Raw genomic sequence first — 13,067 nt, forward strand, 5'->3', positions numbered from 1 at the left:
GGGGTGGGGGAGATGGCGAAGCGGGAACGCGTCGTACGCATGTCGGTCGAGCAGCCGCTCTGGCGCGCCCTGACGGCGTACCGGCTGCTGACCATGATCTACGCGGTGCTGCTGTTCGCCGCCTCGTACAAGGAGTTCCCGCACCCCGGGGTCGCGGCCGGCTACCTCTCCTTCCTCGCCCTGTGGACGTTCGCGACCTTCGGCAAGGTCGCGAACGCCGCCAGCTGCACCAAGGGCTTCCTGGTCGCCGACCTCACCGTCGCGATCGTCGGGATCGCGCTCACCCCGATCGCCGACACCCACGAGCGGATCGCCGGGGGCGGTCCCACCCTCCCCACGATCTGGACCGGGGGCGCGGTCCTCGGCTTCGCCATCAAGGGCGGCTGGCGCTGGGCCTGCTTCGCCTCCACCTTCGTGGCCGCGGCCACCATCCTCATCCACGGCGGCCAGCCCACCCGGGACGCCCTGCACAACGTCCTGCTCGTCTGGGTCTCCTCGGTAGCCATCGGCTACGTCGTCGAAGTCGCCCGGGCCAGTGAGAACACCCTCGCCCGCGCACTGGAGATCGAGGCCGCCACGCGCGAGCGCGAGCGGCTCGCCCGCGACATCCACGACGGGGTCCTCCAGGTCCTCGCCATGGTCCAGCGGCGCGGCAGCGAGCTGGGCGGCGAGGCCGAGGAGCTCGGCCGGATGGCGGGGGAGCAGGAGGTGGCGCTGCGCACGCTGGTCTCCAGCGGGCTGGTGCAGCCCTCCCGGGTCTGCCGCGACGGGTCGCGCGGCGCGCTGGTGGACACGTACGAGGTGGAGGAGCCGGGCGCCGACGACGGCGAGCTGGACCTGCGCTCGCTCCTCGCCCCCCACGCCGGGTCCCGGGTGAGTTTCGCCGAGCCGGGCACCCCGGTGCCGCTGCCGGTACCCGCCGCGAAGGAGCTGGCCGCGGCGGTCGGCGCCGCCCTGGACAACGTGCGCAAGCACGCCGGGGAAGGGGCGCGGGCCTGGATCCTGGTCGAGGACTGGGGCGACGAGGTGATCGTGACCGTTCGCGACGACGGCCCCGGCATCCCGGCGGGCCGTCTCGACCAGGCGGAGGGCGAGGGCCGGATGGGGGTGGCCCTGTCCATCCGCGGCAGGCTGCGCGACCTCGGCGGCAGCGCCGATCTGGTGTCCGTCCCCGGGCAGGGCACCGAAGTGGAACTGAAGGTACCCAGGGGCAGGACGGACAAGAGATGAGCGAGCGCACCGACGTGAACGACCCGAACAGGCCGAACGAGCTGCACGAGATCCGGGTGATGGTCGTCGACGACCACCCGATGTGGCGGGACGCGGTCGCCCGCGACCTGGCCGCGGCCGGCTTCGACGTCGTCGCCACCGCCGGCGACGGCGCCGAGGCGGTACGCCGGGCCCGCGCCGTCACTCCCGACGTGCTGGTCCTCGACCTCAACCTGCCCGGGATGCCGGGGGTCCAGGTCTGCAAGGAGCTGGTCGGCGCCAATCCGGCCCTGCGGGTCCTGGTCCTGTCGGCCAGCGGTGAGCACGCGGACGTCCTGGAGGCGGTGAAGTCCGGCGCGACCGGATACCTGCTGAAGTCCGCCGGCGCCCAGGAGCTGATCGACGCCGTCCGCCGCACCGCGGCGGGCGACCCGGTCTTCACCCCGGGCCTGGCCGGGCTGGTGCTCGGCGAGTACCGGCGCCTGGCCACCGACCCGCTGCCGGCCACCTCCGACGAGCCGAAGGCACCCCAACTGACCGACCGGGAGACCGAGGTACTGCGGCTGGTGGCCAAGGGGCTGTCGTACAAGCAGATCGCCGAGCGGCTGGTCATTTCCCACCGCACCGTCCAGAACCACGTCCAGAACACCCTGGGCAAGCTCCAGTTGCACAACCGGGTGGAGCTCGTCCGGTACGCCATAGAGCGCGGCCTCGACGACGAGTAGAACGGGCCCGGAGACGTCCGAACCGCCCGTCGATCGTACTTACGTCCTCGTACGAGTGAACGGGCGTACGCAACGCCTCATGATTCCACCGGAATTGCCCTCGCCGCTCCCCTTGCTGTGACCTGGGTCACCACTAGCGTGACCGTCATGGCGATTGGAGATTCCATGAAGGTCGGAGTGCTGACCGGCGGCGGCGACTGCCCCGGGCTCAACGCGGTGATCAGGGCGGTCGTCCGCAAGGGCGAGCAGGAGTACGGCTGCGGGTTCGTCGGGTTCAAGGACGGCTGGCGGGGCGCGGTCGAGGGGCGCACCGTCCCGCTCGACATCCCCGCCGTCCGCGGCATCCTGCCCCGCGGCGGCACCATCCTCGGCTCCTCGCGCACCAATCCGTTCAAGACGGAGAACGGCGTGCGGGACATCAAGGAAAACCTCGCGAAGTACGAGGTGGACGCGCTGATCGCGATCGGCGGCGAGGACACCCTCGGGGTCGCGGCCCGGCTGTACGAGGAATACGGCATTCCCTGCGTCGGCGTGCCGAAGACCATCGACAACGACCTGTCCGCCACCGACTACACCTTCGGCTTCGACACCGCCGTCGGCATCGCGACCGAGGCGATCGACCGGCTGCACACCACGGCCGAGTCCCACATGCGCGTCCTGGTCGTCGAGGTCATGGGCCGGCACGCCGGCTGGATCGCCCTGCACTCGGGCCTCGCGGGCGGCGCCAACGTCATCCTCATCCCGGAGCAGCGCTTCGACGTGGACCAGGTCTGCGCGTGGGTGACCTCCCGGTTCCGGGCCAGCTACGCGCCGATCGTGGTGGTCGCCGAGGGGGCGATGCCCAAGGACGGCGAGATGGTGCTGAAGGACGGCACGAAGGACTCCTTCGGGCACGTCCGGCTGTCCGGCGTGGGCGAGTGGCTGGCGAAGGAGATCGAGGAGCGGACCGGCAAGGAGGCCCGTACGACGGTGCTCGGGCACATCCAGCGGGGCGGCACGCCGAGCGCCTTCGACCGGTGGCTGGCGACCCGGTTCGGGCTGCACGCGATCGACGCGGTGCGCGACGGGGACTTCGGGAAGATGGTCGCACTCAAGGGGACGGACATCGTCCGGGTGCCGATCGCGGAGGCCACGTCGAAGCTGAAGACGGTGGATCCCGCGCTCTACCAGGAGGCCGGAGTCTTCTTCGGCTGAGCGGCGACCCGACACCATGGGCCGTAGGGTGACAGACGGCCCATGGTTCGAGCTGCGGGAGCAAGCGGGAGCACGCGTGGAGATCCTGGCATTCGGTGTGACCGCCGACGAGAAGCCGCTCCTGGAGCAGGCCTTCGCGGGAGCGCACGAGGTCCGCTGCCTCGACGTCTTCCTCGGCGAGGACACCGCACCGATCGCCGCCGGGTACGAGGTCATCTCCTCCAGCGTGAACGCCGACCTGAACGGCCGGGTGCTGCGGACCCTGGCGGCGGGCGGGACGAAGATGATCGCCCAGCGCTCCACCGGCTTCAACAACATCGACCTGGACGAGGCCGGGCGCCTGGGTCTGACGATCAGCCGGGTCTCGTACTACTCGCCGCACTCGGTCGCCGAGTTCGCCTGGGCCCTCGCGATGGCCGTGAACCGGCGGATCGTCCGGGCCTCGAACCGGACCCGGGACTTCGACTTCCGCCTGAACGGGCTGATGGGCCGGGACTTCCACGGCCGCACGGTCGGCGTCCTCGGCACCGGCAGGATCGGTGAGGCGTTCACCCGCATCGCGCACGGCTTCGGCATGCGGCTGCTCGGCTGGGACGTGGTGCAGAACCCGGCGTGCGTGGAGCTCGGCATGACGTACGTGGACAAGGACGAGCTGCTGGACTCCTCGGACCTGATCAGCCTGCACGTGCCGCTGCTGCAGTCCACCCGCCGCATCATCGACGCGGCCGCACTGCGGCGGATGCGCGACGACGCGATCCTGGTGAACTCCAGCCGCGGCGGGCTGATCGACACCGAGGCACTGGTCGACCAGCTCCGCGCGGGCCGCTTCACGGGCGTCGGCCTGGACGTGTACGAGGCGGAGGCCGGCCTCTTCTTCCTCGACAAGTCCCTGGAGGCCGTCGAGGACGACACCCTGGCCCGCCTCGTCACCTTCCCGAACGTCGTCGTGACCTCCCACCAGGCGTACTACACGACGGACGCGGTGGGCCAGATCATCGACACCACGGTCCGGAACGTGGCCGACTACCTGGCGGGCCACCGCTCCGAGAACACCCTGGTACCCGCCTGACGCGCCGTCGCCGGGGGACCGGGTCCGGGCAGAGCCCGGGGAACGGTGGAGGGGCGGGTAGGGGACAGCCCCGCGCAGCGGTTGCCCCGCCTACGCCGGGGTCGGGGCCATCACTTCGGTGAGCAGCTCGCGCAACAGGTCCGCGCCCCGCAGGGTGAGCACCGACTCCGGGTGGAACTGGACCCCCGCGAAGCCCCCGGCCGGGGACCGCAGGGCATGGACCTCCCCGGCCGCCGGGTCGCGCGACACCTCGACGCCCGACTCCGCAAGCCGCCCGGCGTGCGCGTCGTCGCAGTGCGCGGTGTACGTGTTGTAGAAGCCGACCACCTCCTCGGCCCCGAACAGGTCGATCCGGACCTGCGCCCCCTGCGCCGGCTCCGCCTTGCGGATCAGCGGGAGCCCGAGCTCCGCCGCCAGCAGCTCGTGGCCCAGGCAGACCCCGACCAGGCCGTGGCGGTGCCCGGCCAGCAGGTCGGCCGCGAGCGCGCGCAGCATCCGCATCTTGGGGTCCGCAGACTCGGCCGGGTTGCCCGGGCCGGGGCCCAGCACGATCGGTCCCTCCCAGGCCAGGGCCGCCGCCCGCAGCCCCGGATCGTCGTAGCGGCGTACGGTCACCGCCAGTCCGGCCACCCGCAGGACGTGCGCCAGCATCGCCGTGAAGGTGTCCTCGCCGTCCACCACCAGCGCGTGCCCGGTCACCGGAGCCCGCCGCTCCTGCATCCGGAGCCAGAACGGCGCGAGGTCCGACCGCCGGGCCGCCAGCGCCGCCTGCACCCGCGGGTCGTCCGCCAGCCGGGCCCCCTCGAACGCCGGCCGCGCCGCCGCCGGCCGCACCCCAAGGGCTGCCAGCACGCCCGCCGCCTTCGCGTGCGTCTCCGCCACCTCGCCGTCCGGGTCCGAGTGCCGCACCAGCGTCGCGCCCACCGGCACCCGCAGCCCGCCGTCCGCCGCGATGTCGGCGGTGCGGATCAGGATGGGCGAGTCCAGCGTCTGCGCACCGGCGGAGTCGACGCCGAGCAGGGCCAGCGCCCCCGCGTAGTAGCCGCGCCCGCCCGTCTCGTACCGCTCGATGACACGGCAGGCGTTCTGCACCGGCGATCCGGTCACCGTCGCCGCGAACATGGTCTCGCGCAGCACCTCCCGCACGTCCATCGACGACCGGCCGCGCAGCTCGTACTCGGTGTGCGCGAGGTGGGACATCTCCTTCAGCCGCGGTCCGACGACGACCCCGCCCCGGTCCCCGACCGTGCACATCATCTTCAGTTCCTCGTCGACCACCATCGACAGCTCCTCGGTCTCCTTGCGGTCGCCGAGGAAGGCGAGGAGGGACTCGGCGGTCGGCCCTCCGGCCGGATACCGGTACGTGCCGCTGATCGGGTTCATCACGACCGTCCGGCCGGACATCCGCACGTGCACCTCCGGGCTGGCCCCGACGAGGGTCCGCTCCCCGGTGTGGACGACGTACGTCCAGTACGCTCCCCGCTCGCCCTCCAGCAGACGCCGGAACAGCGCGAGCGCGTCCGCCCGGCCGAATCCGTCGATGCGGCCCTCGTAGGTGCGCCGGATGACGAAGTTCGCGCCCTCGCCGCGGCCGATCTCGTCCTCGACGACCCGCCGGACGGTGGCCGCGTACTCCTCGTCGGGGACGTCGAAGCCCCCGCCGTCGACCCGCACCGGGTGGCTCGGCAGCGCGGCCAGCGCCTCGGCGAGCGGGACCTCGTACGCCTCATCGGCGACGAGCACGCTCAGCGGCGTGCCGTCGTCCCGTACGTCGAAGCCGCGCTCGCGGATCTGCCGGAAGGGGACGAGGGCCAGGGCGGGCAGCTCGCCCACGGGCAGGTCGGCGAGCCGTTCGACCTCCCCGACCTGCCCGATCAGCACCTCGACGGTGTCGTGGTCGTGGCCGGGGGTCCGCCGGCGCAGCAGGGCGAACGGCGGGCAGGAGGGATCGAGCAGTCGGCTCGAAAGGTTGGGGCGGCGGGGTTCCATGGGGCGGGGGCGTCCTTCCGTTGGGAGGAGCCGCCCCCGGGATGCGACCGTGCGGTCGCAAACGACGAAGGCCGCCCCTCGGGGCGGCCTTCGTGTCGTGCGTGTCTTCAGGTACGCGCGAGAAGTGGACCGCCGGGAGCGGGCCACCACCAGGTCTGGTGCGATTGCGCGTACATGGTGGGCACCTTAGCCCAGACCGCCCACGTGACGCAGGATCTGTCTCACGGCGTGGGCTGAACCATGGATTCCGTTCCGCTGGGCGCCCGGAGCCTTTGAGCGGGTTCGTCTCACGTTGTGGGCGGGGGGCCGAACGCGGCCTGTGACGCCGTAATGTGTACGAGGTGACCGTGAACGCTGAAACCCAAGCCCCCGCCGTCAAGGCGACCTGGCGAGACCTTCCCGCGGCGCAGCAGCCTTCGTACCCCGATGCCGAGGCTCTGCGCGCTGTCGTCGCGGACCTCGAGTCGTATCCTCCCCTCGTTTTCGCGGGTGAATGCGACCAGCTGCGTGCCCGTCTGGGAGCCGTCGCCAAGGGCGAGGCGTTCCTGCTCCAGGGCGGCGACTGTGCCGAGGCCTTCGACGGTGTCTCCGCCGACCACATCCGAGCCAAGCTGAAGACGCTGCTCCAGATGAGCGCCGTCCTGACCTACGCCGCGTCCGTGCCGGTCGTCAAGGTCGGCCGCATCGCGGGCCAGTACTCCAAGCCGCGCTCCAAGGACACCGAGACCCGCGACGGCGTCACCCTGCCGACCTACCGCGGCGACTCCGTCAACGGCTTCGCCTTCACCGAAGAGGCCCGGATCCCGGACCCCGAGCGGCTGAAGCGCATGTACAACGCGTCCGCCTCGACGCTCAACCTGGTGCGCGCCTTCACCACCGGTGGCTACGCCGACCTGCGCCAGGTGCACGCCTGGAACCAGGACTTCGTGAAGTCCAGCCCGTCCGGTCAGCGGTACGAGCAGCTGGCGCGCGAGATCGACAACGCGCTGAACTTCATGAAGGCGTGCGGCACCGACCCGGCCGAGTTCAAGGCCGTCGAGTTCTACGCCTCCCACGAGGCGCTGCTGCTCGACTACGAGGGTGCGCTGACCCGCACCGACTCGCGCACCGGCAAGCTGTACGACACCTCCGGCCACATGGTCTGGATCGGTGAGCGCACCCGCCAGCTGGACCACGCGCACATCGAGTTCTGCTCGCAGATCGCCAACCCGATCGGCATCAAGCTCGGCCCCACCACCACGGTGGACGAGGCGCTGACGTACATCGACCGTCTGGACCCCGAGCGCGAGCCGGGCCGGCTGACCTTCGTCGTCCGCATGGGCGCCGACAAGGTCCGCGACAAGCTCCCCGAGCTGGTCGAGAAGGTCACCGCCTCCGGTGCGACCGTGGGCTGGGTCACCGACCCGATGCACGGCAACACCTTCGAGGCGGCCTCGGGCCACAAGACGCGCCGTTTCGACGACGTGCTCGACGAGGTCAAGGGCTTCTTCGAGGTCCACAAGGCGCTGGGCACCCACCCGGGCGGTATCCACGTCGAGCTCACCGGTGACGACGTCACCGAGTGCGTGGGCGGCGGCGACGAGATCTTCGTCGACGACCTGCACCAGCGCTACGAGACGGCCTGCGACCCGCGGCTCAACCGCAGCCAGTCCCTGGACCTGGCATTCCTGGTCGCCGAGATGTACCGGGACCAGTAGGGATCAGTCAGTACCTTCGTACGACAGTGGGGCACGGATCGATGTGATCCGTGCCCCACTGTCGTGCGGGGGGCTTTTAGGCCACCCTAACTTTGGGTACGGTTAGGTAAGCCTCACCGAATAGGGGATGGCTCGCCGAACCGCTGAAGCTGAACCATTCCGCCCTGGGAGGTGAACCGCGTGTACGTCTGCTCTTGCTTCGGAATCACCGACAAGCAGGTCAAGGAGCACGCGGCTGCCGGGGCCTGCACCCCGCGCCAGATCGCCTCGGCCACCAAGGCCGGCACCGACTGCGGTTCCTGCGTGCGCACCATCCAGGGCATCCTCGGCCGCGGGGCGTGCCCGCGCAGGGAGCTGATGGAGAAGGGCGAGGCTGCGGCCGTGCTCGCCGCGGAGCCGGGTTCGGTCCGGTCGGCGGAGCTGGCGGAAGCGGCCTAGAGCCGGTTAGCTCGGCTGCTCGATCAGCTGGGCGATGTACAGCGGCTCGCCGAGGGACTCGATGAGCTCCAGCTGGGTGTCGAGGTAGTCGATGTGGTGCTCCTCGTCCTCCAGGATCTCCTCGAAGAGCCGTGCCGAGGTGATGTCACCCTTGCCGCGCATGACCTCGATGCCCCGCTTGAGGCGGTCGATGGCCTCGACCTCGACCTGGCGGTCCGCCTGGAACATCTCCGTGAGCGTCTGCCCGACGCGCACGTGGAAGAGGCGCTGGTAGTTCGGCAGGCCATCGAGCATCAGAATGCGCTCGGTGATCTTGTCCGCGTGCTTCATCTCGTCGATGGACTCTTCACGCGTGTACTTGGCGAGCTTGGTCCAGCCCTTGTTGTCCTGGATGCGGTAGTGCAGCCAGTACTGGTTGATGGCCGTCAGCTCGCCGGTCAGCTGCTCGTTCAGAAACTCAAGGACCTCGGGGTCGCCCTGCATCGCAGAGGCTCCTTCCAGGCAATGTCAGCTATGTGACGGGGCAGTTGCGCGCATCCTTGCACCGCCGCTGGGGGCCGTCCAGTAAGTGCCTCCTTAGTGGGAGTTACCGTGACTTGCCCGAATCGGCCCAGACCTGGTCATGACCACCCTGCCCAGTCTGTCACCATGGAGTCATGGGTCAGCCGGAAAGCCGGGAATCTCCGGGAGCAGAGCAGCTGGAGCTTCCACCGGGGCAGCGGTTGCAGCGGGGCTGGCCGGTCACCCACTACGGGCCCGTACCCAAGTTCAAGCCGGACCGCTGGGAGTTCCGCGTCTTCGGCGCGACGGCCGACGGGGACAAGCACTGCTGGAATCACGAGGAGTTCACGGCCCTGCCGTTCGACTCCGTCGTGGCCGATCTGCACTGCGTCACGAAGTTCAGCATGCAGGGCGCCGAATGGGGCGGTGTGCTCGCCCGCGAGGTGCTCGCGCTGGCCCCGCCCGCGCCGCAGGTCACGCACGTCATGGTGTGGGCCGAGTACGGCTTCAGCTCCAACCTGCGGCTGGTCGACTTCGCTTCCGACCGGACCGTTTTCGCCACCCACGAGGGCGGTGAACTGCTCACCGCCGAGCACGGTTTCCCGGTCCGGCTGGTGGTGCCGCACCTGTACGCCTGGAAGGGCCCCAAGTGGGTCCGCGGCATCGAGTACATGACCGCCGACCGCCGTGGCTTCTGGGAGGAGCGCGGCTACCACAACATCGGCGACCCGTGGCGGGAGCAGCGCTACTCGTACCAGGAGGAGCCCGGGGAGGGCCCCGAACTGTAAGGGGTGCCCCGTGTGCCCCGTGGTCAGTGGTGGTACTGGTGCACGACCGCGTGACCCTTGCCGCGGCCGATCATCCACTTGTTGACCGGAGTCGTGATCACGAAGGCGGCGGCCAGCGCGATGGCCAGGACGATCCAGAACAGGGGATCCGACAGGTGCGCGTCCATGGCGCCGGGCCACAGGGCGATCACCCCGTTGTCGATCAGCTCCATGACGGCGATCGAAAGAGTGTCCGCGGCCAGCGCCACCCGGATGGCCGTACGCAGGTCGACGCCCGCGGCGAGGATTCCGCGCAGGGTGAGCGCGTAGCCGAAGAAGAACGCCAGGACGATCGCCAGGATCATCGTCTGGACGTTCCCCCAGCCCAGCGCGGTGCCGATGATCATGCCGAGCACCTCGCCGATGGCGCATCCGGTGAGGCAGTGCAGGGTGGCCCGGGCGGCCGTGCCCCAGCTGACCGGTTCGCCGGCGGCGCCGTATGCGTGCCCGTGCTGCCGGTGGTCGTTCTGCTCGTGCTGCTGGTGTCCGTGCTCCTCGTGGTGCTGCTCCATGACAACCCCCTCGTGGGAACGCCGGGTAGCGGTCCGTCGATATGACCGAACCGTATACCCCCCTGGGGTATTCCTCAAGGATCGGCGGATCACTGCGAGCCGCGCAGCTCCTTCAGTAGCGCCACGTCCGCCGCATGGCCTTCCTTGCCCCCGGGCGTCTCGATGATCAGCGGGACGCCGTCCATCGCGGGGTGCGTGATCAGCTCGGCGAAGGCGTCCCGGCCGATGTGCCCCTGGCCGATGTTCGCGTGCCGGTCCTTGTGCGCGCCGACGCCCTCCTTGGAGTCGTTCGCGTGGACCAGCTTCAGTCGCCCCTCGCCGACCGTGTCCACCAGCAGGTCCAGCATCAGCTTCGTTCCGCCCGGCTCCGCCAGGTCGTGACCGGCCGCGAAGATGTGGCACGTGTCCAGGCAGACGCCCAGCTTCGGATGATGGTCCAGCGCGTCGAAGTACGGGCCGAAGTCCTCGGCGAGCGAGCACAGCGAGGAGCCCTGCCCGGCCGTCGACTCCAGCAGCAGGAACGGGTCGTCGTCGTGCGTCAGCTCGTCCAGCAGCGGCAGCATGTGCTCCCTGATCTGCGCGTACGCCACCTCCCGCGGGCGGCCCCCGGTCGCCGACCCGGTGTGCACGACCACCCCGAGCGCGCCGATCTCCCGGCCGCGGCGCAGCGAGTGGCGCAGGGACTCCACCGACTTCTCCACCGTCGCCTCGGTGTGCGAGCCGAAGTTGATCAGGTACGGGGCGTGCACGTACGCCGGGATCGCCCCGGCCGCGCACTCCGCCCGGAACCGCTCGTCCTGCGCCGGACTGCCGACGGGGGTGGCCCAGCCGCGCGGATTGGCGACGAAGACCTGGACGGCCTCCGCTCCCATCTCCCGGGCGTAGGTCAGGCCGACGGAGGCGAGCCCGCCGGCGACGGGGACGTGCCCACCCACTGGATTGCGCATCACCACGGCTTACAGCCCCTTGGTCCTGATGGTGATGGTGGTGCCCTCCGGGGCGCTCTGCCCGGCCGGCACCGACTGGGTGTCCACCGTGTTGCTGAAGGAGATCAGCGGCCGGTCCACCTTCACCTTGAAGCCGGCGGCCTCCAGCGCCTTGCGGGCCGCGTCCACCTCCTGGCCGGTCACGCTCGGGACCGGCAGCTGCCGGGGGCCCTTCGACACGGTCAGCGTGACCGTGTCCCCGGCCGCGGCCTGGGTGCCCGCCCCGATCGACTGATTGGCGACCGTACCGGCCGCGGACGGGGCGTTGACCTGCTCGGGGGCGGTCGCGACCTTGAGTCCCAGGGCCTCCAGGGACGCCTTCGCCTGGTCGACCGGGATCCCGGTCACGCTCGGGACCGGCACCGGGCGGCCCTTGCTGACGACCAGCGAGACGGCCGTGTCCGGCGCGCGCTTCTCGCCGCCCGGCGGATTGGTGCTGATCACCGAGCCCTGGGCGATGTCCTGGCTGAAGGCCTGGGTGACGATGCCGGGGGCCAGGCCGGACCGGGTCAGCTCCGCCTTGGCCTCCTCCAGCGGCCGGCCCTTCAGGTTGGGCACGGCCACGACCTCGGGGCCGCGGGAGATGGTGATCGTCACCGCGCCGTTGCCGCGGATCCGCCGGCCGCCCGGCGGGTCGGTGTTCATCACCGTCCCGCGGTCGAATGCGTCGCTGAACTTCCGGTCCACGCCCTTCACCCCGAGCCCGGCCGCGGACAGCTGGGAGCGGGCCTGCGCCTCGGTCTTGCCGAGCAGGTTCGGGACCTTGGTGAACTGTCCGGAGTTGATGTACCAGACGCCGACACCGAGCCCGAGCGCCAGCAGCACGCCCGCGACGACGAGCAGCACCCCACGGCGTGGCCGTCGCGCGGCGCCGGCCGGCCGGTGCGTGGGCGGAGCGGGCGGGGCCGGGGGCATCTCCAGGCGGGAGGTGTGCTGCACCGGGTGCTGCACGGCCACCGGACGCGGGATGACGCCCGTACGGTCCTCGGCCGACGACCGCTCCTCGGCACGCGCCTGCGGCGGTACGGCGTCCAGCTCGGCATCGCTGAGCAGCGCGCGGGCCTCACGGGCGAGGCCGAACAGCGAGGCCGCGTCGTAGGGGCGCAGCTCGGGGTTGCGGGCGGTGGCGTGCGCGACGAGCTCGTCGAGCCCGGCGGGCAGCCCGGGGACGGCGGCGGACGGCGGCGGGACGTCCTCGTGCAGGTGCTGGTAGAGCACCTGCGCGGGGGTGCCGCCGAGGTGCGGCTTGGAGCCGGTGAGCATCTCGTAGAGGACGACACCGCAGGCGTAGACGTCCACGCGGGTGTCGGCGACGCCGTTCTCGATCTGCTCGGGGGCCAGGTAGGAGACCGTCCCGAGGATGGAGCCGGTGGTGTTGGTGACCGAGTCGACCGACCGGACCAGCCCGAAGTCCGCGACCTTCACCCGGCCGTCGTCCCCGATCAGGACGTTCTCGGGCTTCATGTCGCGGTGGACGAAGCCGGCCCGGTGGGCGGCGCCGAGGGCGGCGAGGACCGGTTCGAGGATGTCGAGGGCGGCCCGGGGCTGGAGCGCGCCGCGCTCGCGGAGCACGTCACGCAGCGTGCAGCCGGAGACGTACTCCATGGCGAGGTAGACGTACGGACCGTCCGTGCCCTGGTCGAAGACGGCGACCACGTTGGTGTGCGCGAGCCGGGCGACGGACTTCGCCTCGCGGATGAACCGGTCGACGAAGGCGGTGTCGGCGGCGAGCGCCGGGTGCATCACCTTCAGCGCGAGCACTCGGTCGAGGCGCGTGTCGACGGCCCGGTAGACCGTGGCCATGCCGCCGGCCGCGATGCGGGCGTCGATGCGGTAGCGGCCGTCGAGCACGCGCCCGACGAGGGGGTCATCCAGGGTCGTATCCACCCGGCGATTCTACGAGCCGCCCCGAAGACCCCA

Annotated in this window: 12 protein-coding genes; 7 read left to right on the forward strand and 5 right to left on the reverse strand. The window is 71.0% G+C overall.

Annotated elements, in window-relative coordinates; translation table 11 throughout:
• The first annotated feature begins 12 nt into the window (after positions 1 to 12).
• The 4 genes from macS (at position 13) to OG373_RS27960 (ending at position 4,197) form a co-directional block, all read left to right on the forward strand.
• Positions 13 to 1,230, forward strand: coding sequence for a MacS family sensor histidine kinase (macS, locus tag OG373_RS27945; RefSeq protein ID WP_397737427.1), 1,218 nt, complete (start codon positions 13 to 15; stop codon positions 1,228 to 1,230).
• On the forward strand, positions 1,227 to 1,934 hold the full coding sequence (locus tag OG373_RS27950; RefSeq protein WP_397737429.1) for a response regulator: 708 nt from the start codon (positions 1,227 to 1,229) through the stop codon (positions 1,932 to 1,934). The genes macS and OG373_RS27950 overlap by 4 nt, the downstream gene beginning before the upstream one ends.
• Before the next feature lie 165 nt (positions 1,935 to 2,099).
• Positions 2,100 to 3,128, forward strand: coding sequence for a 6-phosphofructokinase (locus OG373_RS27955; protein WP_397737554.1), 1,029 nt, complete (start codon positions 2,100 to 2,102; stop codon positions 3,126 to 3,128).
• 76 nt (positions 3,129 to 3,204) lie between these two features.
• Complete coding sequence (locus OG373_RS27960) at positions 3,205 to 4,197, forward strand: 2-hydroxyacid dehydrogenase (RefSeq protein ID WP_405441063.1); 993 nt, start codon at positions 3,205 to 3,207, stop codon at positions 4,195 to 4,197.
• A 90-nt stretch (positions 4,198 to 4,287) separates the two neighbouring features.
• Here the strand turns inward: OG373_RS27960 and OG373_RS27965 are convergent, their stop codons facing one another.
• Positions 4,288 to 6,186 (reverse strand): anthranilate synthase family protein, encoded by a 1,899-nt coding sequence (locus OG373_RS27965; RefSeq protein WP_405441064.1) that lies wholly within the window; start codon positions 6,184 to 6,186, stop codon positions 4,288 to 4,290.
• Positions 6,187 to 6,527: 341 nt separating this feature from the next.
• Between OG373_RS27965 and OG373_RS27970 the strand changes: the two genes are divergently transcribed.
• Together OG373_RS27970 and OG373_RS27975 are read left to right on the forward strand one after the other, a co-directional pair.
• A complete protein-coding gene (locus tag OG373_RS27970; RefSeq protein WP_397737433.1) occupies positions 6,528 to 7,883 on the forward strand; it encodes a class II 3-deoxy-7-phosphoheptulonate synthase in 1,356 nt (451 codons plus the stop codon).
• Between the two features lie 171 nt (positions 7,884 to 8,054).
• Positions 8,055 to 8,321, forward strand: coding sequence for a bacterioferritin-associated ferredoxin (locus OG373_RS27975; protein ID WP_405441065.1), 267 nt, complete (start codon positions 8,055 to 8,057; stop codon positions 8,319 to 8,321).
• Between the two features lie 6 nt (positions 8,322 to 8,327).
• Here OG373_RS27975 and bfr read toward each other — a convergent pair whose 3' ends face one another.
• A complete protein-coding gene (gene bfr / locus OG373_RS27980; protein ID WP_030010525.1) occupies positions 8,328 to 8,804 on the reverse strand; it encodes a bacterioferritin in 477 nt (158 codons plus the stop codon).
• 173 nt (positions 8,805 to 8,977) lie between these two features.
• Here bfr and OG373_RS27985 point away from each other — a divergent pair, with 173 nt between their 5' ends.
• Entirely contained in the window at positions 8,978 to 9,610 is a 633-nt protein-coding gene (locus OG373_RS27985) for a sulfite oxidase-like oxidoreductase (RefSeq protein WP_405441067.1), read from the forward strand.
• Between the two features lie 23 nt (positions 9,611 to 9,633).
• Here OG373_RS27985 and OG373_RS27990 read toward each other — a convergent pair whose 3' ends face one another.
• The 3 genes from OG373_RS27990 to pknB form a co-directional block, all read right to left on the reverse strand.
• Complete coding sequence (locus tag OG373_RS27990) at positions 9,634 to 10,161, reverse strand: DUF4396 domain-containing protein (protein WP_405441069.1); 528 nt, start codon at positions 10,159 to 10,161, stop codon at positions 9,634 to 9,636.
• Positions 10,162 to 10,250: 89 nt separating this feature from the next.
• Positions 10,251 to 11,108 carry a deoxyribonuclease IV gene (locus tag OG373_RS27995; protein WP_405441071.1) on the reverse strand — a complete coding sequence of 286 codons (858 nt, stop codon included), beginning with the start codon at positions 11,106 to 11,108 and terminating at the stop codon, positions 10,251 to 10,253.
• A 9-nt stretch (positions 11,109 to 11,117) separates the two neighbouring features.
• On the reverse strand, positions 11,118 to 13,034 hold the full coding sequence (pknB, locus tag OG373_RS28000; protein ID WP_405441072.1) for a Stk1 family PASTA domain-containing Ser/Thr kinase: 1,917 nt from the start codon (positions 13,032 to 13,034) through the stop codon (positions 11,118 to 11,120).
• Between the last annotated feature and the right edge of the window lie 33 nt (positions 13,035 to 13,067).

This window comes from Streptomyces avidinii, from assembly GCF_045161815.1.
GTDB classification, from domain to species: Bacteria; Actinomycetota; Actinomycetes; order Streptomycetales; family Streptomycetaceae; genus Streptomyces; species Streptomyces avidinii.